Origin of the sequence: Neobacillus sp. 19 (assembly GCF_049463095.1) — a bacterium.
Classification (GTDB): Bacteria; Bacillota; Bacilli; order Bacillales; family Cytobacillaceae; genus Neobacillus.
This window is the reverse complement of record NZ_JBMPZU010000003.1, coordinates 1-23,416: the sequence shown is the minus strand read 5'-3', so window position 1 is coordinate 23,416 and position 23,416 is coordinate 1. Positions and strand designations below refer to the sequence as shown.

Genomic DNA, 23,416 nt, shown 5'->3' with positions numbered 1-23,416 from the left:
CGAGTATTTGCGGATGCGAAAGAAAAGCATGGTATGCGCTGGACAACCTTAAGGGGTCTTAAAAAATTATCCATGCAGGCGATGCTTACTTTTGCTGCCATGAATTTAAAGAAGATGGCAAACTGGACTTGGATTAGTCCAACAATGGCATAAAAATTGACCCCGGAGGGGTCCAGATTAAGAAAAAATTAACGAAAAAGTGCTTAAAAATGGAAAAAGGCAACCGAATGGGATCATTCGGAATGCCTTTGTCTACAATCTGGACCCCCTTTTAAAAAAGGGGATTTTTTTATTTTGTCGCCGTGAAAATCCGATAGCTTAAAACATCTTGGTACTTTAAAACAATATTTCCATGCTCATTTAATATTGTAAAAAGCTCAGGTTCAAAATCCTTGGAAAAATTAAATTCAGGTGTTTGATTACCATGGCTAAGGACAGGTTTTTGTGCTTTTATATCTATGCAGTGAAAACCGGCCTCATGTAAAAGCTGATTCCAGTCCGCTTCTAACAATAAAGAATCGACTGCATAAAAATTCATGATTTCTGATTCTTCTTTAGTAGACAGCCGCTTATTAATTGTCATTTCGTTAGCGATAAGACGTCCGCCACTCTTTAATACCCGATAAAATTCCTTTAGCGCTTTAGGTTTATCAACAAAAGCTAATACAGACTCAGATAATATAAAATCAAAGGAATGATCTTCGAATGGTATTTCTTCAATGGATCCATGGATTAATTGAATGGGAAGCTGAAGTGTTTCAAAGCGTCCTTTAGCCTTTTCCAGCATGATTGGATTAATTTCCAGCCCAAACACTTTCGCCTTATATTGCTGGTATAAATAGGCTGCAGTCTGACCCGTACCACAGCCTGCGTCTAAAACATTGGATTGATTCGTAATCTTTTCATTTGAAAGCATGTTTTGCGTCAATTGGATTCCACCGGGATGAGCCCCGCCAACTCCAAATTTTGCTAAAAAATCAAAATAAGTTAAGCCTCCCATAGACACCACCTCATTCATCTTTTTTGCATAGTATGAAAAATAGTGGGAATGGGTTCATCTTTCTTACATTACAAGATATTTTATATGAAATCCGGACAGATTTTTTCCAGAAAACAACAAAGTATGAATCGTTTCCTAAACATATTCTCCACCAAAATGCACAAATTAAACAAATGGAAGGGGATATTTAGCACCTTCCATTTCAAGCAGAAGGAGTGCTGAAGATGAAAAGCATAAGAAGGCAGCCGTTCTTCAAATTGTTTACGCCAAAGCGAAAAAGCAGGGGCGCTATGTGGGCCTCTCTTGTTGGAATTGGATTAAGTGCAGCAGTATTTGGGGTTACAAGAGGGAAGCGTAAAGATTATGCACTTCCTTTTCAAAATGTGGTGAAAAACTTTGCACCTAAGTCCAATCTAAATTTGATGGACAATGCAGCCTTAACAGAGTTCTCAGAAGAGTTATTAGAAAGTGCTTTGAAAAATAAACACTAGAAAAGTCCGCCTCTTACGGCGGACTTTTTCAATATGGTGCTTCTGGAATTTTTCTGGGTATGTATTCAAGACTCTCTGAAGAATAAAGTTTTATAACTAACAAATTACCCAAGGTCCTAGCCCTGATTAACACTGGCTGGTTATACAGATTCTTAAATACAAAATCAGGACCATACCAGCTTACAGTTGCATCCCGGCCGGGAGGTATATAGGGAACATCTCGGCTGTGAGAAAAGCGCTGGACAATCTTTAAACCTGCATTATCTACCGCATTAAAAAGGGTAGAGGAAACTTGGCAGATCCCGCCCCCGATGTCCTCTGAAAATTCCCCCCGTACAATCACCTTAGCACGTAAATAGCCTTTCTCAGCAGTACGTTTCCCAACAACCTTGTTAAAAGAAAACGTTTCTCCCGGAAAGATAACATAATTGTTAATTGCCTTAGTTGCTAATTGAATGTTGGTAGTTCGCTTCTTATTTTGCGAATTAAAACTGGTAACATAGCGCCCAATCCTTACACTCTGAATATCACCGAGTAATTCACTATCCACTTTCGGGTAAACTGGGGCCATTGGAATTTCCAAATAACCTGGTTTGCGCGAAAAGTAATAAGAATAGAATTGTTCCATGAATGCCTCGCGATTAATTCGATAACCAACTTGTTCAGATTGGATATTTCCAAATGAATCTAGTGTAGCGTTCTTAGGCTCTATTGAATATTGATGGTCCAGTTGGTCTAATAAATGATTATATTTTTTTGAATGAATGATCGGTAAATCGGTATATGGTATGGAGAAGTCCGTCCGATTAATGGACTGCACACCTCTGCCTTCTTTTGTAATGATTAAGCTGTCCGGTGAATATGTTTGTTGCACGGTTAGTAAAAAAGCGAACATCCAAGTTGAAATCATAACTTGTTCCCCCCCTATTACTAATATTTGTTGCAATTTGTCCTTTCATGTACACCACTATGATAAAGAAACTTTTTATAAAAATTTTCCAAATGCCTATTTACAATTATTAATAATTATAATATTATCATTATTGATAATGATAATATAAATAGGAGCAAATTTGTGACAATGGAAAATACAATTGACGTGATCTTACATCCTGTTCGGATAAGAATTATTCAGGCTCTCATTAACCAACAAATTACAGCGCAGCAATTGAAGGAATTGCTTCCAGATATTCCACAAGCATCACTATACCGCCACCTCAAAAAACTTGTTGAAGCAAAGATCATTCACATTGTTGACGAGATACCAAACCGTGGCACCGTTGAAAAAGTGTATTCCATCAATGATCCAAACAAGGCTGTTATTGGCCCAGAAGAATTAAATAAACTCTCTAAGGAAGAACATTTGGGGTTATTTATTAAATTCATGGCTAATTTAATGGGGGAATATGAGAGGTATTTAAGCCATGAAAAATTTAATTTAGTGAATGACGGTGTTTCGTATCGGCAAACTTCCATGAATCTAAATGAGGCAGAGTTTGCTGAATTTATTAAGGAAATGACGGCAGTCTATAAGAAATTTTCAGCGAATAAACCGCAAACTGGAAGAACACGAAGGACATTAGCCACAATCATTATTCCAAATCAAACAAAGGAACAATAGGGGGATTATGAATGAAATCAATGGGGAATGAAGTAACGATTCAAAGCAAGGTGGCATTAAAGGGAACATTGAATTTCCCTGAATTGCGTGTTCAAAATGGGCCGGCTGTCCTTATTATCCCGGGATCTGGAAAATTAGATCGTAACGGAAAAGTGAATGAAAAGTTAGATCTTAAGCTGTACGGTCAATTAGCTGAATTTCTAACATCAATCGGTTTTATTAACCTAAGATATGATAAACGTGGAGTCGGTGCAAGCGAAGGAAACTACCTTACAACAGGGCTATGGGATTTAGTCGACGATGCACAAGCGGCAGTCCAATTCTTAAAAGGTCTTCCAGAAGTAGATCCAGAAAAGGTGATAGTATTGGGCCATAGTGAAGGCACTACCATTGGTACTGCCCTTGCAGTTAGGGAGGAACTGGGAGGGTTAATACTGCTTTCCGGTGCAGTGGAAAGAATTAGTGAAGCACTAAAAAGGCAGCGGGATTTTGCTGCACAAGACATTTTGAACGCAAAGGGGTTTCAAGGCTTTTTACTACGTTTATTAGGCACGCATAACCAGGTGGAAAAACAAGCGCAAAAATATATGAAAAAAGTGGAGAAATCTACCGAAGATGTTATGAAAGTGAATTTTGTTAAAACAAATGCCAAGTGGATGCGCGAGCATTTTGCATATAATGTAAGAGAAGATTTAGCAAAAGTTACCTGTCCTGTCCTTGCAATTACGGGAGCCCTAGATCTCCAGGCGAACCCAGAGGTACTGAAGGATTTGCCTCAGTATGTAAAAGGGGATGCGGAGTATCATGTTGTTCCAAACATGGGGCATTCATGTAAAAAGATTACGCACATCTCAACGATGTTTACAATGAAAAAGGATATTGCAGCAGAAGGAAGTCTTCCTGTTCATCCAGAATTACTTGAGCTCCTTGAGACATGGCTTCACAATCACAGTGCGGCTAAAACCATTGAGGAGAAAATTATCCTTTAATATTCACTTTTGATAAATTTGGCTGTCAATATGATGGCCAAATTTTTTTGGATGAAAAAAATGTAGAAATATAGTATAGTAGCAATTAATAATAAGCTTATAGGTACCTGCTAGCACTTTGCTAACACTTGGATAGGAGTGTATCATATTGATTGAAAATGACAGAATCCAATTAAATGTCAGAATCACGAAAGAAACGGCTGTAAAACTTGATGAAATTGTTGAGTATTATCAACAGGGATTAAAGCTTGGCAGAATTTATAAAGGCGACGTCCTTACGGATATTATAGAAAAATCGTATGAAGTCATGAACAAGCAGAAAAAAGGTATAAGAAGGTTTTAAAAGGAATTCAAGTAAATTGAAGAAAAAAAGAAAGAGGGTCTTGAAGGTATTCAAGGCCTTTTACAATGGATTTTTTTAATAAACTATGAACAAAGTATTAATAACTATGGAAGAATCGGGCAAAGGGTTTGATATGCCGAAAATTTCGTATAAACTATAGACTAGAATAGTTTCTTGTACGGGGAGATGGCTGATAGTGAAGATTTTAGTGATAGAAGATAATAAAAGTGTTTGCTCAATGATTGAAATGTTTTTTGCAAAAGAGGGAATTGACGGTGTTTTTGTAAATGATGGTGTAGAAGGCTATAACCGCTTTAAAAGCGGCACATGGGATGCTCTCATTATTGACTGGATGCTTCCCGGCATGGATGGTGTCTCGATTTGCCGGAAAATAAGGGAAGAAAAGTTTACTGTTCCGATTATTATGTTAACTGCGAAGGATAGCGAATCTGATCAGGTACTTGGACTTGAAATGGGGGCGGATGACTATGTCACTAAACCGTTCAGCCCCCTGACACTTATGGCGAGAATTAAAGCCGTAACCCGAAGAGTCCAGGCGCAAGTGCCGAAAGAGCAGGACGATATTCTGAAAACAGAGCACTTTATGGTTAATAAAACCACGAGGGAAGTTTTTATTGACCAAACACAGGTGACCAACCTAACACCAAAGGAATTCGATTTACTCTACTACATGGTAGAGCACCCCCGTCAAGTATTCTCACGTGAGCAATTACTTGAGCGGGTTTGGGGATATCAATTTTACGGTGACGAACGGACGGTGGATGTTCATATTAAGCGGCTGCGGAAAAAGGTTGAAACCACCGCGCAGCCATTCTTCCATACTGTTTGGGGAGTAGGGTATAAGTTCGATGACACATTTAAAGCCGATGAAGTTTAAGTATATCTACCAACAGTTTTTTAGCCATATTAGTGTTATCATTGTAGCTTTTTTACTATTAAGCATTTTGTTTACTCATTATGTTGAAAATTTGATTTATGAAAATAAGGCAGATGAACTGATTTCATTTGGTAACGCGATTTTAAAGGATTTAAACGAGGCACCGATTGCATCAGACGCGATATTAAATCAATACAGCAATGTATTGGCTGCGAGAAATACAAGTTTTAGTTTGTTTGATCAGGACGGCGTGTATCTGATTAATAAACGTGGACTGACTATAAAAAATTTACCTGAAAAACAATGGAATTTAGTGAAAAAGGGGCAAACCATCATTGTCAAAAGTGATTATAAAAGTTTTGGACAAGGAGGAGTTACATTTGTCGTTCTCCCTTACATTGATGATGGTAAGTTTTTTGGCGGGGTACTCTTAACTTCGCCAATAAGCGGCTCTAGTAATATGATCCAACAAATTAATAAATTTTTACTTTATACAATGCTGATTGCCTTTGGTGTTTCCTTTTTACAAAGCTGGTATTTGTCAAGGATTCATGTCCATCGGATTAAACGGCTTCGCGATGCCACGTCACAGGTCTCTGAAGGAAATTATCATGTAAAGGTGAATTCCGCGAATTTTGATGAAATTGGGGAATTAGCAAACGATTTTAACCATATGGTTGATAAAATCAATGCCTCGATGCTGGAAATTGAGAGTCTTGAAAATAGACGGCGTCAGTTTATGGCTGATGTATCCCATGAAATGCGGACACCATTAACGACCATTAGTGGGGTGATTGAAGGGTTGAAAAATGATATGATCCCTGAAGAAGACAAGGAGCGGGGAATTAACCTTGTAAGCCAGGAAGCTAAAAGACTGATTCGCCTTGTTAATGAAAATCTCGATTATGAAAAAATCCGATCTAATCAAATTCAGTTATTTAAGGAAGAGATACAGCTTTTAGAAGTTCTGGAAATTATTCAAGAGCAATTAAGCCTGCAGGCAGATGAGAAGGAAAATCAGATTCTTGTTGAGGCTGCACCTGAGATTATGGTAAATGCCGATTATGATCGTCTAGTACAAATATTAATTAATATAACGAAAAATAGTATCCAGTTTACAAAGGGTGGAACGATTTGGCTGAGAGGAAGAGCAGAAGGTCATAATACGACAATTATCGAGGTAGAGGATACGGGAATTGGTATTGATGCCAAAGAGATTGAAAACATCTGGCGCCGTTTTTATAAGGCTGATCTTTCCAGAACCAGCAATCCATATGGGGAATTCGGTCTGGGTCTTTCGATTGTGAAACAACTTGTTGTTCTTCATAATGGTGAGATACAAGTATTTAGTGAAGCGGGAAAAGGAACAAAGTTTGTGATTTGCTTAAAAAACAATTAATTAACGAAAGCTGCGGAATTTCTGCAGCTTTTTTTCATATTGTTTCATATTATTTCTTCGGCTCGTAAAAGTTTGTTAATAATTTCTTAAGATTTGAAGGTTAAAGTAGAGATAAGGAATAGAACAAACTTAAAGGAGATTGATTGTAATGGAATTCAAAAGTGACAATGAATTTGAACAAAATCACCTAAACTCATTAGAGAACATAGAGAATATAAACAAAAAGGAATTTGATATGGACAAGACTGATCACAGTATAACAGAAGAAAATGTAAATGCAGTGGATGCTACTTTCTCGGTGGGGGCGAACATTTCTGAAGAGAATCAGAAAAGAGTTGAATCTGTGGAAGCGGAAGAAATGGCTGCTCCGCCAGTTTTAGAACAATCCCGATCGAACAGTAAGGCTGAACCGAAAAAACGGAAGGGAAGAGGATTTGTTTCGACAATTGCTGCAGGCGTTATTGGCTCTGTTTTGACATTAACAGTTTTACCGCATACTGATTACATGAAAAATTTTGCTCCCAATGTGGAAAATCAAGCAAGCAGCTCGGGAAATAGCGCCTCAGCGGTAAGACCAGTGTCAGCCCAGCCAACCGCTGCATCTTCCGGTTCCATTGCTGATACAGTAGAGAAAGTTTCTAAAGCAATTGTCGGTGTGGTCAATTATCAACAGCAGCAAAATAATTTTTATGCAAACCCGAATGGTTCACAAAGTGTAGAAAGTGGTTCCGGTTCGGGGGTTATTTTTCAAAAAAATAATGATAGTGCCTATATTGTGACTAATAACCACGTGGTCGAAGGGGCATCAAAGCTTGAAATCTCCTTGTTTGATGGTCAAAAGACTACAGCTGAGGTTGTTGGGGCAGATGCCCTAACAGACCTGGCAGTATTGAAAATTGATGCCAAATATGTTACCGCAACGGCTGATTTCGGGGATTCTTCGACACTTCGCCCTGGTGACCAAGTATATGCTATTGGGAATCCACTCGGACTTAATCTATCAAGAACTGTTACGCAAGGAATTGTTAGTGCTACAGAACGGAGTATTTCAGTTTCCACATCTGCTGGTAATTGGGATACCAACGTCATTCAGACAGATGCCGCCATTAATCCGGGAAACAGCGGTGGTGCTTTAATTAACCCGCAAGGTCAAGTAATTGGCATTAATAGTTTGAAAATTTCTGAAAGTGGTGTTGAGGGATTAGGCTTTGCGATTCCTAGTAATGACCTTATTCCGATTGTAAATCAATTAATTAAAAGCGGTAAAATTGAACGTCCGTATTTAGGTGTCGGACTTGCAGACTTGGACCAAGTTCCACAGATGTATTGGCAAAACATGCCTGAAAATGTGAAAAAAGGTGTGTTGGTGATGAACATTGACCCAAATTCTGCGGCTGCTAAGGCCGGTTTCCAGCCAAAAGATATCATTGTATCGATGAATGGTACAGAGATTGCGAATTCGTCAGACCTACGAAAATACTTATATACTAAAGCAAAAAACGGCGAAACGATTAAATTTGAAGTGTACCGTGACGGCAAGCAAGTGACGTTGACAGCCAAATTAACTAATAATAAAGACGCATAATCCGCGGTAAAATAAGACCATTCTAAATTTGGTTTTGAGGTGGAATGATGAACAAGGTTGGTAAGTATGCAACAAGTGCAGAAATGGATGACATTGAATTGATGAGTATGGTCTTTGAACTTACCGAAAAAGATAAGATGTTGATGTGGTCGGAAGGCTATATTGACCAGGTTATTGATAAACTTCCTGTTTATGCCCGCGATATTTTGAGGGATCGGAAGGAAAAATGGGAGGATACGAAGGCATTTTATGAAAAGCAACTCGATGAAATCATTTGTTGCAATGATTTTCAAATGAAATTGAAGGGCGAACGGAAGGAGTTCGCCCTTTTCGTTATGGAACGATATCCGGAGTTTCGCTCATTGCTTTTTTTAACCTACGACGGGAATTTAAAAGACGATGATTTGCGAAAGTTTGTTTACCGAAGAAGGTTTGCTGCTAGGAAAAAGTACTTGCATTGATGGTGTTGGGGTACCTGTTGCGGTCATGTTTTTTTCGAACGCCTTTTAAATCCTGTCGAATGAAGTTTCAACTATTATCATATAAGTGGTAATAAAGAACTTGGACAAGGAATGATGGTATGCTGAAAAAATTGGCAATTATCGGATTTGGGAGTACTTTGATTGGTATTGGTATTAACGGTTTTATTCTTCCCTTTCATTTAATCAATGGCGGGATTTTTGGCATCAGCCTATTATTAAACTATTTATGGGGATTTAAGGCAGGGATTACCTTCATATTGCTCAATATCCCTGTGTATATGTTTGCGTATAAGTCAGATCCCATTTATTTTTTCAATGGTTTGATCGGTGCTGTTATCTCGGGGTTTATGATTGAATTTCTACTACCATTAAATGGAACATTCGAACTGCCGATGATGAGCAGTGTTATTTTAGGCGCAATTATTATTGGCATTGGTGTCGGTGTAATGCTTAGAAATCATATTAGCCCGGGCGGTATGGACTTGCTCGCATTATTGCTTGCTAAATGGTCTAAGGTAAATGTTGGTGTAATCATGGTTGCTATTGATGCGGTCATTATCCTCACTGGACTCTTCCTCCTAAGGGATGTGAAACTCTTATATTCGTTGCTAATTATCTCCATAGTCGGGCTTCTTGCCACCATTATTACTTCTTTCCGTCATATGAAGAATTGAAAAATAAGTTCACGGATATTTCACTCCTTTTTCAGAGAAGCTTGATATGATAATAAGTAAAGGGATTTTTTGAAATGGGGTGGAAAAAGTGAATATATTACTTGCTGAGGACGATGTCCGACTTGGGAAGCTGGTATCTCATTTACTGGAAAATGAATATCACCGTGTGGATTGGGTGAAAAATGGAAAGGATGCTTACGACCATGCCCGTATCTTTCCTTATGATCTCATCATATTGGACTGGATGCTTCCTGGGGAAAATGGCCAATCAGTTTGCAAACGGCTGCGCGAAAAGGGAAACCAGAGTGGAATTTTATTTGTAACCGCAAGAGATGCTAATGAAGACATTATTTCAGGTCTTGATTCAGGTGCGGATGATTATATAATTAAGCCCTTTGAATTTAATGAATTATTAGCAAGGATTCGAGCGATAAGCCGGAGAAAGGAAAAACCGCTCGAAGAGGTTATTTCCATCGGGAATTTCAGCCTAAACCTGAACTCTCATGTGCTAAAACGGAAAGATTCCGTGATTGACCTAACGAAGAAAGAGTACCAGTTCCTAGAAATCGTCATGCGTAATCACAACCAAGTCATCACTAGAGAGGTGTTATTTGAAAGACTTTGGGGATATGAAACCGAAGTATCCAAAAATGCCTTGGATGCTTTAGTGAAATTGGTACGAAAAAAGATTGACCTCCCCGGGGAGCCGTCTTTCGTTCAAAATGTAAGGGGAATCGGCTATAAAGTGAGACGCTTCGATGTTTAACCTATTAAAAGCAAAGTTAACCCTTCTCTATTCATTCTCGTTACTTTGTTTACTTCTCTTGTTTATTAGCTTACTTTATGTATTAATCTCGCACGAAATAAATGAAAAAGAAGTAGATGAATTACAAGTTTATTTTTCTAAGGAAAAATGGGACTTCATGGAGGATCTAGATGAAAACGATCATCATGGATTGGAATATGAACCAAACCGAACGATATTTTACTATGTGTTCAATCGGCAGAATAAGCTTATTTATGGAGAGGAAACAATCCAAAATCTCTCCAGCTGGATTGAAAAAAATAATTCCTTAAACGAGGATTCATATACAAAGAGGATGGAGTGGCAGCAGCAGCATCTCCTCCTAGTAAAACAACCGCTAAGAAGCAATGGTAAGCTGCATGGTTTTGTCATTCTTGGGATGAACATCACAAGTGAACAGCACCTAATCCAAAATATCACCTGGACGCTAATCATACTAACACTCGTTTTTAGCCTTTTTTTCGCCTTCCTCGGATATTATTTTGCAGGGCAGGCGATGAAGCCGATTAAAAACGCCTTTCAAAAGCAGGAAAAGTTTGTTTCCGATGCTTCGCACGAGCTAAGGACCCCGCTAAGTATCTTTTATAGCTCAGTCGATTTATTGATGCGAGAGGAAAAAGACAAGCTTAGCCCATTGGGACAAGAGGTTCTTGAGGATGTCAAAACAGAAGCTAGTCTTATGAATAACCTGATTAACAATCTCCTTAGTTTAGCTAGAAGTGATAAGAACCAATTAACTTTAGTTATGAAAGAAATGAATCTATCAAGCTTAGTATCCGCTGTTTATAAAAGATTTTCAAGAAAAATAACCAACCAAATTAAATTTGACCAAAAGATTCTTCCAGATGTTTATCTAGTTTGTGATGAAGTGAAAATACAGCAATTACTATATATTTTATTAGATAATGCCTTTCGCTTCACAAATGAAGGAAAGGTAGCACTCTCATTGACGGTAAAAAACACAAAAATCATTATAACAGTAGAAGATACAGGCTGTGGCATAGCTGCGGATGATCTTCCTTATATTTTTGACCGCTTTTACCGTGCTGATTTGTCGAGGGAGAAGGGTGGTTCAGGTTTGGGGCTTTCCATCGCAGAAACCATTGTTACTGCACATAGAGGAAAAATTTATGTAGAAAGCACGGAAGGACGAGGGACTGTTTTTACAGTGATTTTCGAAGGAAAAAAATAAAACGGCAGCAATGGCTGTCGTTTTATTTTTTGGGCTTCCCTTGTCCAGCTGGCTGATACAGCATAATAGATTCTAATAGTCTCATAAATAGGAGAACAAGGATAAAGGAACTGGAGGTTAAGTAAAGCAGCAGGGCCCATGGTTCAGATGAATCCGAACCAATGGCAATGCCGTGAACGAGCATGAATAACCAAGCAGGAATGACTGCAAAGTGAATTTTCTTCCACATTTTGATGCCTAACCTCCTGATGAAAAAGTCCGAGGAACCAACCACAATAAAAAATAAGTAGAACGAGAGAGTACCTAAACCCGAGAATAATGGTTCGTTTTTTGCATAAAATGGGATGAAAATCTCTGCTAACGAATAGGGGACGTATTGATCCTGCCAAATTAACAATAGATGAAAACAGATCGTTAAGAGTCCATACCAGCCGCTTATTTGATGGGCTGATACCATTCGGGCTTTCTTTTTCTTCAGAATTGAAAAGGAACTAAATAACCCGATTGCCAGGGAAAGAGTCATCAAATAAAACGCTAAAAAACCGGAGACACGAATCAGTGTCCATACTGAGAAGAAATCTCTCACGGGAATTATTCCTCCATTTCACCAGCCACAACCTTTCCTAGCTGATTCACTAGCAGAAAGGACCGGGCTGAACTGAGATTTTTTAATTCACTTTTCATATTTGTTTCCTCCTCAATCAGGCAAAGTTTTGCCCCAACCTCTGCATCAAGGCAATTCTCTGCGATGACTGTCGCTTGAATATAGTCGTTATTGACGGGAAGGCCGGTTCTTCCATTTAAAATATGGTGTTTCCTTTCATTCCCTTGAAGCCAGCTGCGATAAACGATGTTTGAGGTGGCGACACTTCCATTTTTTAAACGGAATTGGGCTATTTCTGCATCCTCTTGAAAAGGATGGGACACACCGATTGTCCATTCTTTGCTGCCATCCGACCATACTGTCATATCACCGCCTCCGTCCACCATCCCAGCGGCAGCAGCGCCAACCCGCTTTAACCAACGAGCGGCAGCCTGGACTGCATATCCTTTTCCAATCCCGCCCAGATCGATGAAGCCTTCTGCGATTCGCGTGACCGTAAATGTCCTGGAATCGAAGCGAAGAGGAGAAGCGTCTATTCCATTCACTGGCGGCATAGTGCTCCCGGTAAATCTGCCGCTATCAAACGGAAATGAAGCTTCATAGCCATGAAACCGCATCTGTGGTAATAAATAAGGTGAAAAGAGGCTATTTGTCGTTTGACGGTATTCCTCCGCGCATTTCAGTACATCAAAGAGCGGTGGGGAAATCGTCATCGCATCACCGACGGTCAACCCGTTTAATTGCCCCAGTTCATTTCCAGCTCGAAAACGGGACCATTCTTTTTCAACGTAGCGCACCCAGCCTGCCAACACCTCTTTCCAATTTGCTTGGTTACAATTAGTCACAGCAAAATAAAAGTTCGTATTCATGGCGTCAATCGAAAAAGAGTCCACAATGTCAAGACCTGCGTGATGTTCGATCACTTTGTTCAACACCTGTATTGCCTGCGGCCCCATTTATGTCATAATTCGACCAATCGAGCTGGACGAATTCTTTTTCCTGCTTGCTCATTGATTTTGTAATGATCGTTTCGGGACCCTGCAGGCCATCATTTGGTTGACTTGCACCCACTTGGCTGATAACAAATGCAGTAAGTGCCGTACCTGTAAGGCCAATAACCCACTTCGATTTATTCGATTTGGCCATTTTACTTCACGCTCCCTTTAGATATATTGAAACATCAATGTTTTTTTATTTTCGTCCCATGTGACACGATATCCGAGTGCATTTGCCGCCACCGAAACAGGAAGATAAACAGATTGTTCATAGGATGCAGCTTTTATGGGCATTGGGGTTTTAATCTTGTTTTCAAATGCTGCGTTTGACCCTGCTCTGATAATTAATTCATGATTGTCTTTCGTTAAAACTGAAATTTTGCTTTGATAATAGAACTTGACTTCCGCCCCTAAAACATCAGCAATTGCCTCTGCTGAAACAAGTAATTGGCCATCCTGCGGGATAAAGTAGATACTGGTTTCTTTATTGTTGACGGTAATGGAAAGTTCGGCCGGTTCAATGATGGGCAATGGATTATCCGGATTGTTTCGCGCCTCCCTTGACCAGATATTCCAATATTCTGTTTGCTGTTGGTTAATGATTTGATTTTGCGGTGCCTCCCAATCATCATCGTCATAATCGTAATCATTGTCATTTTGAAAATATTCGTGTTTTTCATCGTCACCGTCATCATCATCAGCCATCACTCCAGTTCCTAGCGTAAACAACGTTAAGATGATGCTTAATAACATCGTTAGCTTTTTCCATTTTTGATTCAATTTGAATCCCTCCTTGGTTCTTATGTCAGCAGTGTAATCCAGTACTCTGAAAAAACTCTGAAAATGATGTGGTAAAATAAATAAATATGGTGATTTGAGGAGGATGGACGTGGACCCAATCGGTGATCATCTTAAAGAGGATTTAAACATTTTATTTGTCGGCTTTAATCCAAGTATTCGCTCTGGTGAGGTCGGGCATCATTATGCTAACCCTAACAATCGGTTTTGGAAAATTTTGCTTGAGGCAGGCTTGACCCATCGGAAATATGAGCCAGCTGAGGATTACAAGCTGTTAGAATTAGGATTTGGTTTTACCAATATTGTGGAAAGGCCCACGAAAGCAGCCGATGAAATTACGAAGGGCGAGTATAAAAAAGGGAGGGAGGTTTTAAAGCACAAAATCGAGAAGTATAAGCCCAAGCTGGTTTGTTTTGTCGGGAAGGGTGTCTATCTACAGTACAGCGGCCAAAAAACGGCCCCATGGGGCAGGCAGCATGAGTCTGTTGTTCCAGGGGTAATCGATTTTGTAGCACCTTCTTCAAGTGGTCTTGTAAGAATGAAATTGGACGAAATTGTTGGGATATATAAACAGCTCACTGATTTAGTTAATTAATAAAAGCATCGACGGTAATTCTAAGCCGTCGATGCTTATCCTATGATCCAAACTTTTTCTTATAATGGGATAGCGCCAACAGTGGAAAAATATATCGGTAGCTGTGATAGTGGATATAAAAGCCGCCCGCCATGCCCTGCCCCTTTGGGTAATCAGTTGTCCAGTCATCTTTTTCAAGTGAAGACAGTAAATAGGTAATTCCTTTTCGAATCTCAGGAGACGGTTTATCCGAAGCGGTAATTAGGGAATCAAGCGCCCAGGCGGTATGTGTTAATGTACTTGCCTTCAAAGGTACATACGTTTTTCTCCTATCACTATGACAGGATTCTCCCCAGCCGCCATCCTTATTTTGGATCGCACGTACCCAATCTGCAGCTTTTTGGATAGAAGAATGATCCTTGGCTACCCCGGCAGCTAGAAGTCCGGTTAGGGCTGCCCAAGTTCCATAAAGATAACATATTCCCCATCTCCCGTACCATGAGCCATCTTTTTCTTGATTTTTCAAAAGCCAGTGTTCTCCTCTCTTAATTGCTGTATGACCCTTGGGTAAATTAGTATATTGACCGAAAAATTCAAGCGTTCGGCCCGTTAGATCGGCGCAGGAGGGGTCAGCAAGTAAAAACTCTGCTTTTTCAATTGGGAGGAATTGTAATAATTTTGAATTGGCGTCTTTTTCAAAAGCAGGCCAGCCTCCATCATCATTTTGCATTGAAAGGGCCCATGTAATCCCTCGTTCCCATGCTGGCAGCTCGTTAGGAACCATTCTGGCTATAGACCGGAGCGCTGCCGTCGTATCATCCACATCAGGAAGAATCGTATTCACATCAGAAAAACCCCAGCCGCCTGGCATCGTATTTGGATTATGAACCACCCAATCACCAAACTTATGATGTTGCCGTTCGAGTATATAACGATTTGCCTTTACAACCACTGGATCTTTCGGAGATACTCCTGCATTTTGTAAAGCGAAACCAATTAACGCTGTATTCCAGAAGTTGGCGGTTGTATATTGCATATGGGGTAATCCGTCAATCTCGCATTTCATTGATTGAATACCAGCTACTGCCTTAGTAATCACGGGATCGGTCTTTTTGTAACCAAGGGATAATAGGGCGAAGATCATTAAAAATGTACTGCTGAAATAGCTTAAAAAAGTACCGTCAGGCTCAATCCGGTCGAGCATATACTTTTTTCCCCGTTCAATGGCCAGTTGGTGAAGCTGCTCAGGTAATCCCAGTAAATTTTTAACACCCTCTTCAATAAAAGAATGCAATGATTGATATTCGTTCGAGCGGGTCCATTGACCAATTTCATTCCGCTGTAAATATAATGGTGACAAGTCAGGGCTCCTGTCCGTTTTCATCACAAATTTATTATCAGCAAGAATCATAATAGGTGCGAGATTTGCCCGGCCAAAAGAAGAAAATGAATAAAAGTTTATCGGGAAATTCATTGGCAGAAGGACAACCTCGATGGGCAGCGGGGAAAAGGGCGGCCACTTATATTGTCCTGTTAAGGCAAGCATGATCTTTGTATACATGCCGCTTTCCTCTAGTCCGCCATTTGCTAAAATGAAGTTCTTTGCACTCCGCAGACGTGTATCTTCATTCTGGTAGTAACCTGAATATAACAAAGCGTAATAGGCTTCAACTGTTGCGGTTAAATTACCATCTCCTTCATCGTAAAAAAGCTTCCAGGCGCCGTTTTTCTCCTGTCTGCTTAAGATCCTCTTTGTCAGCCCTTTGATTAAATCTTCATCCTTTATTTCCAATGTCCGTAATAAAATGATCATATAAGCATCTGTGGAAATCCCTGTTTCAAAGGGGTAGCCCCAAGAGCCGCCGGGAGATTGGTCTTTTCGAAGCATGTCAATAATCCATTCGATGCCTGCCTGTGTATCCATCATACGAACTCCTCATTCCTCTCCCAATTTGTTGTCTCATCTATACATATTCTCTTTATGGCAGGAGAATTCGTAAGGGAGGTAATGTGCTATTTTTTTTAAGCGGAACCGAGTGAAAACACCGCTCCAAAGTATCACAGAAGAATTGAAGAAAAAGAACAAACTTGCACCATCAGCCTCCCCAATCACGAAGGGTGAAGAAATTATTTTACAAAGGATAAATCACATTACAGAGCAGCACAATCTTAACAATATCACTAGAACAAAGGCCTATCTTGATTTTTACCTAAGGTACCCGGAAATCCAATGGGCATTTCTAGGTCATATGGTATCGAGAAATGGCGGCTGGAACATGACCGATCTTAAAGGTGAATTTCTGACTCGATTAATGGCAAAAAAAGAGCGAAATCTATTTTTCAATTTTTTAGAGCGGGGTAACTGGCTTATATTCCAAGACGTCTATCCGCAATTTTTGCTGTATGAGGAGAGCCTCAAGCAAAGAAAACCATTGTTTCATTTATTTTCTTATTTAAATATTTCCACGTTTATGGAAACAATTTGGAGCCAGTTTTGGCAAAATCAGGACACCTATATTCATACGATTGCCATGGTTATTAATGAACAAAGCTATCTTGAAGAAAGAGTGGTAAATAACAAGCAATATCAAAATGAGGTCATTAACAAATTTGAATTTTTGCTGCAGGATTGGCTTTCTTTCAACCATATTCTTTTTCCATACGGAATAAAGAACTTAGCGGGACAAACACTTCACCAGTTTGAATCACTAAACGAGCGGATTATGCTTGGAAAAAGGCTGTATGCCATACTATTTAAAAACAAGAACATTCATGAACAGGTAGTTGAATGGGCAAAAGGCCATCCTCACACAGGATCTAGAAAGGATTATTGGCCTCATATTTTTAATAGTGTTAATGAAGGGATTCCAGGTTTTCCTTATCAGCTACGTTTAAAATCCTGCCAGCTAATGTCTGGGGCAAGGAAGATTTATAGTCCAACATTAGAAAACTCCTGGAAAAATGTCAGGCAGGAAGAAGCGGAAAAAGGGGATTGGTTTAAGGATTGGAGAGTAGTCGATTATTTAATAGATAACGAAGAAATAATTAATGGGGAGATTAATAATGAATACTGCAAAACACTTGAACGGCTCGAGCTTGCAACCCTTGCAAAAAAGGCGATTACCTTATAGGGAACTTGCCTGCATGCTGCTCGGTTCCCTGCTTGGAACATATTTAGATTTATATTTTGTCGGGAAATCAATTTATCAGTTTCCGATCCGGCCATTACCGGAAATTTTCTCGATTAATATCGCATTTACATTAGTGGGGCTCCCCATTCTTGTGCTCATTTTCGTCCGGTGTCTTTCACAGGTAAATAAATGGGGAAAAGCAGGTATAATACTTTTTGTCAGCCTGTTGATGTCAATCTTTGAAAAATTAGCGGAGGCATTTGGCTGGTATGTTCATATCGATGGCTGGCAGCACCTGTATACGTTTTTCGGGTATTTGCTGTTCTTATCGATTATCACTTTGTTTTTTGAATGGACGGCAAAATGGAATAGGAAAAACAAAAAGCCGAGATAGGTGTCCCGGCTTTTTGTGCTGCCAACATTAGTGGCAGCAGAAGCCCCTTCCGTCCGTACAGTGGTTAAGTGTCCCGCAACAAGCGAATGTTCGGAAGGGGTTTCTTTATTTTACCACATCCATCGTAAAAATATGAATCGGTAGTGGAAATATTAAATGACAAAACTTTCTTTTCTTTGGCGAAAAGTGTATGATAATAATGATTTTCACATAAAGGAGTGTTTAATAATGGCTAAAAAAGGATACATATTGATGGAAAACGGCGAAAAAATTGAGTTTGATTTGTTTGCAAACGAAGCGCCAGGAACAGTATCGAATTTTGAAAAGTTAGCAAATGAAGGCTTTTACAATGGGGTTATTTTCCACCGCGTTATTCCAGGTTTTGTTTCACAGGGGGGCGACCCGACTGGAACAGGGATGGGTGGACCTGGCTACACTATCAATTGTGAAACAGAAGGAAATCCCCATAAGCATGTACCTGGATCATTATCAATGGCACATGCTGGAAGAAACACCGGCGGCAGCCAATTCTTCATCGTTCATGAATCACAGCCACACTTAAATGGTGTTCACACAGTTTTTGGCCAGGTAACATCTGGATTAGAAGCAGCAAAAGCAATGAAAAACGGCGACAAAATGGTTGAAGTTAAAGTATTTGATGTAGAATAAGTTATGCGAGAGGGCTTTTAGCTCTCTCTTTTTTTCTTTTTAAGAATTGTAAAGATTTTTCAAGGGCAAATTAACCTCAAATTTCACAATTGGGGGTCATAATTATGAAAAAGTTTGCTCTGCTCCTTATCCCACTTCTGTTAGTTCCACATCATATTAATGCTATAGAAAATCAAAAGGATACAAAACAACTAAAGGCGGCTATTATTATTGATGATTTTGGCGGCGGTACCGGCGGGGTTCGCGATTTCTTAGAAGGGGATATTCCGATTACGGCTGCTGTTATGCCTTTTACAGAAAACTCTAAAGCGCATGCGGAATGGGCGCATAAAAATGGATTCGAAGTCATGGTGCATCTACCTATGGAGCCCAAAAGAGGCAAAAAATCTTGGCTCGGTCCAAAGCCGATAACGGTTGATCTTTCGCCGGAAGAAATTAGGGATCGAGTTAAGAAAGCGATAAACAGTGTGCCTTACGCAGTAGGGATTAATAATCATATGGGATCAAAGGCAGTAGAAGATGAGAAAATTGTCCGGATCATCGTAGAAGTTGCTAAGGAGAAAAACTTTTATATTTTCGATAGCAGGACAAGCCCGGAAACTAAATTTCCTAAAGTAGCAAGGGAACTAGGTGTACCACTGCTCCAAAGAGACGTGTTTCTTGATGACATCTCCTCCTCATCCTTTGTTAGAAAACAAATGTTGAGACTGGCTAAAGTAACAGAATTCAATGGTCAAGGCATTGCCATTGGCCATGTCGGTGTAACCGGAAAAGTTTGTTCTCTAGGTATTTTTCATTCAATGGATGAATTTCAAAAACGAAATATAAAAATTGTTCCAGCTTCAAAGCTGTTTAATGAAACATTAATTGAAAAACAATTGGTCCCTTGAAAAAAGGCAGCTGTGGCTGTCTTTTTTATTGAAAACGGATTTCTTTCCCTATCCACTCTTAACTGGTATGATATCTCCTATCTAAATACAAATAAGCGAGGGAGAAGGAACGGTAAAAATGAAATTAGTTTCTTGGAATGTTAATGGTCTTAGGGCCTGTGTGAAAAAAGGATTTTTAGATTATTTTCAGGAAGTGGATGCCGATATTTTCTGTGTGCAGGAAACGAAATTACAAGAGGGGCAAATCAGCCTCGAGCTAGACGGTTATTACCAATACTGGAACTATGCGATGAAGAAGGGCTATTCCGGTACTGCGGTGTTTACTAAAAACGAGCCGCTCTCCGTAAAATATGGGGTTGGGACAGATGAAAGCGAACAGGAAGGACGAATCCTTACCTTAGAGTTCAGTGACTTTTTCTTGGTCAACGTGTATACGCCAAATTCACAAAGGGACTTAGCAAGAATTAGTTATCGACTCGATTGGGAGGATCGTATGCTTGAGCACTTGAAAGCGCTAAATGAACAAAAATCTGTTGTTCTTTGCGGAGATTTGAATGTTGCCCATCGAGAGATTGATTTGCGTAATCCAAAGTCCAATGTAGGAAACTCCGGATTTACGGTAGAAGAACGGGGTAAAATGACTGACCTACTGAAAGCCGGCTTTGTTGATAGCTATCGTCATTTTTATCCGAATCAGGAGGGTGCCTACACATGGTGGTCCTACATGATGAAGGTCCGCGAAAGGAATATTGGCTGGCGGATTGATTACTTTATCGTATCGGAATCGTTGCGGGAGCGCATAAAGAATGCGGACATTCATTGTAATGTAATGGGCAGTGATCATTGTCCAATCGTCCTAGAACTTCAATAATCGTAATCGATAACTTTTTCTTATCAAACATCATAAAATACCCGTCATTTTCTTTATATGACTCCTCGTTTAAAGTGAGGATATAAAGTGAATTTCGGAGGGATGAAATATGGATCTTAAAAAGGACGTTCAGAAGCAATTTGGAAAAAGTGCGGAATCCTATGTAAACAGCACTATCCATAAAGATGGAAAAGACTTGCTAAAGCTATTGGAAATGTCATCAATAAACGGTGAAGAGAAATTGCTGGATGTGGCAACAGGGGGAGGGCACACTGCAAACGCATTTGCTCCTTATGTAAAAAAGGTAACCGCAGTGGATTTGACACCTGAAATGTTACTTGCTGCCGAAAAATTTATCAAAGGGAATGGTCATCAGAATGTAGACTTTGTTCAGGGGGATGCCGAGAACCTTCCGTTCCCTGATGAAGCATTTGATATAGTGGCATGCCGGATTGCGCCGCACCATTTTCCAAATATTAATCAATTTATTAGCGAAGTCTATCGTGTTCTTAAAACAGATGGGCAATTATTACTTGATGATAATGTCGTTCCTGAAGACGATGAATTCGATCAATTTTATAATACTATTGAAAAATGGCGGGATTATAGTCATTTTCGGGCGTGGAAGAAGAGTGAGTGGCTCCGCCTGCTAGAATTGGCAGGTTTTGAAATAATAGAATGGCATCGATTTGAGAAGACCTTCCATTTCGAACCTTGGTGTAATCGGATGAAGGTCACGATAACTGAGAAGGAAAAATTGGCACAGTACATGAAAGGTGCATCGGAAGAAATAAAAGCTAAATTCAGAGTAGTAATCGAGGAAGGGCAAATAATATCCTTCCAAGGAGAAGCCGTTGTTTTAAAGGCGATGAAAAGGTAAGGAAAAAACCCTCAGCAATAAGAAACGATTCTCTTATTGCTGAGGGTTTTTTAAGTATGATTAAATGTCATTTAGGGCGGTACCGTATTCATCGAACTCCGGTAATTTCTCCTGTTGATTGGAATTTTCGATTTGTTCTTGGTCAACGGGAGGCACTAAATCATCTTCTTTTTTTTGCGAATACAAACTCACTATAGCAGCATCTCCTTCATTATTGTTTTACTAAAGTATTTTTACCTAGAAAAAATGGTTCTAAACATTATTTTAATCCCTTCTAAATCTCCCCATCACTTCGATCGCTCTCGTAATATGGACAAATGCAGCCGGATCATTTTTCTGAATGGTTTCTTTCGTTTCGGCTAACTCATATTTTGTAATCACTGTTGTTAACACTTTTTTAGGATGTCGGGAATAAACACCTTCAGCATCTGTCATCGTAATTCCACGTGGATGCAATTGAATAAGGGCTTCACTCAATTCCATCCATTTCTCGGTTACAATGGTGACTGTTAGCTTTGTGTGATTCGTATGAACGGTATCAACTGCCTTTCCAGAAGCAAATATCGCAAATAGAGTATAAAGTGTCTTATCCACACCAAAGACGAGAGCTGAAACTAGTACAATTGTATAATTTAAACAGGTGATGATAACGCCAACTGACATATCCTTCTTTTTGGCTAAAATTAGACTGATTATATCTACGCCGCCAGCTGAAGCTCCAACACGGATATTCGCCCCCACACTTAAACCATAGAGCACTCCGCCAAAAACGCTTGATAATAAAATGTCATCACTGAAAGTATGGACGGGAATAAACTTCATTGACACAGACAAGAGGATCACAGAATAAACGGTCAAAAACATGAATTTCCTGCCTAAATAAAAATAGCCAAGAACAAATAATGGAAGATTAATAGCGAGTATGATCCAGCCTGTGTTTAATGACAGATAATTATTTATGATAATGGCTATCCCTGCAATTCCGCCTGTTAACACTTGATGCGGAATAAGAAAGGTGTTTAGGGAATACGCCATAAGGATTGTAAAAAAGGTTACTGCAATAGTTTGAATAACTATTTTTTTCACTTTCATGCACCTCATTATTTTTCATGTGTTCGATGGAAGCACTCTATATGATGTAGTTTAGTAGGTGAAACTGGGAATGACCAGAGAATAATTTGTGACAAAACGTTATAGATATCGTAAATGAATTATTGATGTAAAAAAATTATTAATAAGTTGTTGACGAACGATTCTTTAGATAGTATGATAGTCAATGTCGCTGCTGAGGAAATGAAATTAGCCGAATGGAGGCTGAAAACATTTCAATTAGAAGTTGACAAGTTTAAAGCGTTATGCTAAGATAATAAATGTCGCTAGATTAGTAGACAGAATATTTTAATAAAATTGATATTGTTCTTTGAAAACTAAACAAACAAAAACGTCAACAAACAATAAATTATTAGTTTCTTCTATAGAAACTAAGCCAACGTTTTATTTTATGAGCTAATCAACTCAACTTTTTTGGAGAGTTTGATCCTGGCTCAGGACGAACGCTGGCGGCGTGCCTAATACATGCAAGTCGAGCGAACCAATGGGAGCTTGCTCCCATTGGTTAGCGGCGGACGGGTGAGTAACACGTGGGCAACCTGCCTGTAAGACTGGGATAACTTCGGGAAACCGGAGCTAATACCGGATAATTCTTTTCCTCTCATGAGGAAAAGCTGAAAGTCGGCCTCTCGCTGACACTTACAGATGGGCCCGCGGCGCATTAGCTAGTTGGTGAGGTAACGGCTCACCAAGGCGACGATGCGTAGCCGACCTGAGAGGGTGATCGGCCACACTGGGACTGAGACACGGCCCAGACTCCTACGGGAGGCAGCAGTAGGGAATCTTCCACAATGGACGAAAGTCTGATGGAGCAACGCCGCGTGAGCGATGAAGGCCTTCGGGTCGTAAAGCTCTGTTGTTAGGGAAGAACAAGTATCGGAGTAACTGCCGGTGGTGCTCGACAGTTGCTTAATGAACAAAAGAAGGAAGAGCCACGGCTGAGCTGGCAGCGCGAGCAGCCCGCGGTGGTGGGTGACGGAGGCGGCTGTCCCGGGAGTTCTTGGGCGTGGAGGGGCGGGGC

At 39.8% G+C, this 23,416-nt stretch carries 28 protein-coding genes and 1 rRNA gene; 20 read left to right on the top strand and 9 right to left on the bottom strand.

Annotated features, from left to right (window positions below; translation table 11 throughout):
• On the top strand, positions 1–153 hold a 153-nt coding region (locus tag ACO1D1_RS00850; RefSeq protein WP_423334611.1), incomplete at its 5' end, for a transposase.
• A gap of 136 nt (positions 154–289) precedes the next feature.
• Here ACO1D1_RS00850 and ACO1D1_RS00845 read toward each other — a convergent pair.
• Positions 290–1,000, bottom strand: coding sequence for a class I SAM-dependent methyltransferase (locus ACO1D1_RS00845; RefSeq protein ID WP_149870539.1), 711 nt, complete (start codon positions 998–1,000; stop codon positions 290–292).
• 224 nt (positions 1,001–1,224) lie between these two features.
• Between ACO1D1_RS00845 and ACO1D1_RS00840 the strand changes: the two genes are divergently transcribed.
• Positions 1,225–1,491, top strand: a complete 267-nt coding sequence (locus tag ACO1D1_RS00840) for a hypothetical protein (RefSeq protein WP_149870538.1) — start codon at positions 1,225–1,227, stop codon at positions 1,489–1,491.
• Positions 1,492–1,519: 28 nt separating this feature from the next.
• On the opposite strand, the gene ACO1D1_RS00835 is transcribed toward ACO1D1_RS00840, so the two are convergent.
• Positions 1,520–2,401 carry a VanW family protein gene (locus tag ACO1D1_RS00835; RefSeq protein WP_423334609.1) on the bottom strand — a complete coding sequence of 294 codons (882 nt, stop codon included), beginning with the start codon at positions 2,399–2,401 and terminating at the stop codon, positions 1,520–1,522.
• A gap of 171 nt (positions 2,402–2,572) precedes the next feature.
• On the opposite strand from ACO1D1_RS00835, the gene ACO1D1_RS00830 reads away from it, so the two are divergent.
• From ACO1D1_RS00830 to ACO1D1_RS00785, 10 genes are all read left to right on the top strand, one after another.
• A complete protein-coding gene (locus tag ACO1D1_RS00830) occupies positions 2,573–3,112 on the top strand; it encodes a helix-turn-helix domain-containing protein (RefSeq protein ID WP_423334610.1) in 540 nt (179 codons plus the stop codon).
• An 11-nt stretch (positions 3,113–3,123) separates the two neighbouring features.
• The gene (locus ACO1D1_RS00825; RefSeq protein WP_223820787.1) at positions 3,124–4,101 is read left to right on the top strand and encodes an alpha/beta hydrolase; all 978 of its coding nucleotides are present in this window, start codon (positions 3,124–3,126) and stop codon (positions 4,099–4,101) included.
• 148 nt (positions 4,102–4,249) lie between these two features.
• Positions 4,250–4,444, top strand: coding sequence for a hypothetical protein (locus ACO1D1_RS00820; RefSeq protein WP_149870535.1), 195 nt, complete (start codon positions 4,250–4,252; stop codon positions 4,442–4,444).
• A 196-nt stretch (positions 4,445–4,640) separates the two neighbouring features.
• Complete coding sequence (locus ACO1D1_RS00815; protein WP_423334608.1) at positions 4,641–5,342, top strand: winged helix-turn-helix domain-containing protein; 702 nt, start codon at positions 4,641–4,643, stop codon at positions 5,340–5,342.
• Entirely contained in the window at positions 5,314–6,741 is a 1,428-nt protein-coding gene (locus tag ACO1D1_RS00810) for a sensor histidine kinase (protein ID WP_149870533.1), read from the top strand. Before ACO1D1_RS00815 ends, ACO1D1_RS00810 begins: the two co-directional genes overlap by 29 nt.
• Positions 6,742–6,889: 148 nt before the next feature.
• Positions 6,890–8,326 carry a S1C family serine protease gene (locus tag ACO1D1_RS00805; RefSeq protein WP_223820786.1) on the top strand — a complete coding sequence of 479 codons (1,437 nt, stop codon included), beginning with the start codon at positions 6,890–6,892 and terminating at the stop codon, positions 8,324–8,326.
• A gap of 44 nt (positions 8,327–8,370) precedes the next feature.
• Positions 8,371–8,787 (top strand): hypothetical protein, encoded by a 417-nt coding sequence (locus ACO1D1_RS00800; protein WP_423334607.1) that lies wholly within the window; start codon positions 8,371–8,373, stop codon positions 8,785–8,787.
• A 119-nt stretch (positions 8,788–8,906) separates the two neighbouring features.
• The gene (locus ACO1D1_RS00795; RefSeq protein ID WP_149870531.1) at positions 8,907–9,482 is read left to right on the top strand and encodes a YitT family protein; all 576 of its coding nucleotides are present in this window, start codon (positions 8,907–8,909) and stop codon (positions 9,480–9,482) included.
• An 88-nt stretch (positions 9,483–9,570) separates the two neighbouring features.
• A complete protein-coding gene (locus ACO1D1_RS00790; protein WP_423334606.1) occupies positions 9,571–10,248 on the top strand; it encodes a response regulator transcription factor in 678 nt (225 codons plus the stop codon).
• Positions 10,241–11,479: a sensor histidine kinase gene (locus ACO1D1_RS00785; protein WP_149870529.1), complete on the top strand. Its 1,239-nt coding sequence runs from the start codon at positions 10,241–10,243 to the stop codon at positions 11,477–11,479. The genes ACO1D1_RS00790 and ACO1D1_RS00785 overlap by 8 nt, the downstream gene beginning before the upstream one ends.
• Positions 11,480–11,501: 22 nt before the next feature.
• Here the strand turns inward: ACO1D1_RS00785 and ACO1D1_RS00780 are convergent, their stop codons facing one another.
• The 4 genes from ACO1D1_RS00780 to ACO1D1_RS00765 are packed head-to-tail and all read right to left on the bottom strand — an operon-like array spanning position 11,502 to position 13,858.
• Positions 11,502–12,065 (bottom strand): ferric reductase-like transmembrane domain-containing protein, encoded by a 564-nt coding sequence (locus ACO1D1_RS00780; RefSeq protein WP_423334605.1) that lies wholly within the window; start codon positions 12,063–12,065, stop codon positions 11,502–11,504.
• A gap of 5 nt (positions 12,066–12,070) precedes the next feature.
• Entirely contained in the window at positions 12,071–13,006 is a 936-nt protein-coding gene (locus ACO1D1_RS00775) for an FAD:protein FMN transferase (protein ID WP_423334604.1), read from the bottom strand.
• On the bottom strand, positions 12,981–13,229 hold the full coding sequence (locus tag ACO1D1_RS00770) for a hypothetical protein (protein ID WP_149870527.1): 249 nt from the start codon (positions 13,227–13,229) through the stop codon (positions 12,981–12,983). Before ACO1D1_RS00770 ends, ACO1D1_RS00775 begins: the two co-directional genes overlap by 26 nt.
• 17 nt (positions 13,230–13,246) lie before the next feature.
• Positions 13,247–13,858: a copper amine oxidase N-terminal domain-containing protein gene (locus ACO1D1_RS00765; protein WP_423334603.1), complete on the bottom strand. Its 612-nt coding sequence runs from the start codon at positions 13,856–13,858 to the stop codon at positions 13,247–13,249.
• A gap of 109 nt (positions 13,859–13,967) precedes the next feature.
• Between ACO1D1_RS00765 and ACO1D1_RS00760 the strand changes: the two genes are divergently transcribed.
• Positions 13,968–14,471: a mismatch-specific DNA-glycosylase gene (locus ACO1D1_RS00760; protein ID WP_423334602.1), complete on the top strand. Its 504-nt coding sequence runs from the start codon at positions 13,968–13,970 to the stop codon at positions 14,469–14,471.
• A gap of 40 nt (positions 14,472–14,511) precedes the next feature.
• On the opposite strand, the gene shc is transcribed toward ACO1D1_RS00760, so the two are convergent.
• Positions 14,512–16,377, bottom strand: coding sequence for a squalene--hopene cyclase (shc, locus tag ACO1D1_RS00755; RefSeq protein WP_423334601.1), 1,866 nt, complete (start codon positions 16,375–16,377; stop codon positions 14,512–14,514).
• Positions 16,378–16,486: 109 nt separating this feature from the next.
• On the opposite strand from shc, the gene ACO1D1_RS00750 reads away from it, so the two are divergent.
• From ACO1D1_RS00750 to ACO1D1_RS00725, 6 genes are all read left to right on the top strand, one after another.
• On the top strand, positions 16,487–17,581 hold the full coding sequence (locus tag ACO1D1_RS00750) for a DUF2515 family protein (protein ID WP_423334600.1): 1,095 nt from the start codon (positions 16,487–16,489) through the stop codon (positions 17,579–17,581).
• Complete coding sequence (locus ACO1D1_RS00745; RefSeq protein WP_423334599.1) at positions 17,514–17,975, top strand: CBO0543 family protein; 462 nt, start codon at positions 17,514–17,516, stop codon at positions 17,973–17,975. The genes ACO1D1_RS00750 and ACO1D1_RS00745 overlap by 68 nt, the downstream gene beginning before the upstream one ends.
• A gap of 228 nt (positions 17,976–18,203) precedes the next feature.
• Positions 18,204–18,644 (top strand): peptidylprolyl isomerase, encoded by a 441-nt coding sequence (locus ACO1D1_RS00740; RefSeq protein ID WP_149870522.1) that lies wholly within the window; start codon positions 18,204–18,206, stop codon positions 18,642–18,644.
• A gap of 104 nt (positions 18,645–18,748) precedes the next feature.
• The gene (locus ACO1D1_RS00735; RefSeq protein ID WP_423334598.1) at positions 18,749–19,534 is read left to right on the top strand and encodes a divergent polysaccharide deacetylase family protein; all 786 of its coding nucleotides are present in this window, start codon (positions 18,749–18,751) and stop codon (positions 19,532–19,534) included.
• A gap of 118 nt (positions 19,535–19,652) precedes the next feature.
• Complete coding sequence (locus ACO1D1_RS00730; RefSeq protein WP_423334597.1) at positions 19,653–20,405, top strand: exodeoxyribonuclease III; 753 nt, start codon at positions 19,653–19,655, stop codon at positions 20,403–20,405.
• Positions 20,406–20,514: 109 nt separating this feature from the next.
• Entirely contained in the window at positions 20,515–21,285 is a 771-nt protein-coding gene (locus ACO1D1_RS00725; protein ID WP_423334596.1) for a class I SAM-dependent methyltransferase, read from the top strand.
• A gap of 60 nt (positions 21,286–21,345) precedes the next feature.
• On the opposite strand, the gene ACO1D1_RS00720 is transcribed toward ACO1D1_RS00725, so the two are convergent.
• The gene (locus ACO1D1_RS00720) at positions 21,346–21,471 is read right to left on the bottom strand and encodes a hypothetical protein (protein ID WP_423334595.1); all 126 of its coding nucleotides are present in this window, start codon (positions 21,469–21,471) and stop codon (positions 21,346–21,348) included.
• 78 nt (positions 21,472–21,549) lie between these two features.
• A complete protein-coding gene (locus ACO1D1_RS00715; protein ID WP_190284652.1) occupies positions 21,550–22,371 on the bottom strand; it encodes a YitT family protein in 822 nt (273 codons plus the stop codon).
• Between the two features lie 435 nt (positions 22,372–22,806).
• Here ACO1D1_RS00715 and ACO1D1_RS00710 point away from each other — a divergent pair.
• Positions 22,807–23,416 (top strand): 16S ribosomal RNA (locus ACO1D1_RS00710); the annotation flags it as partial.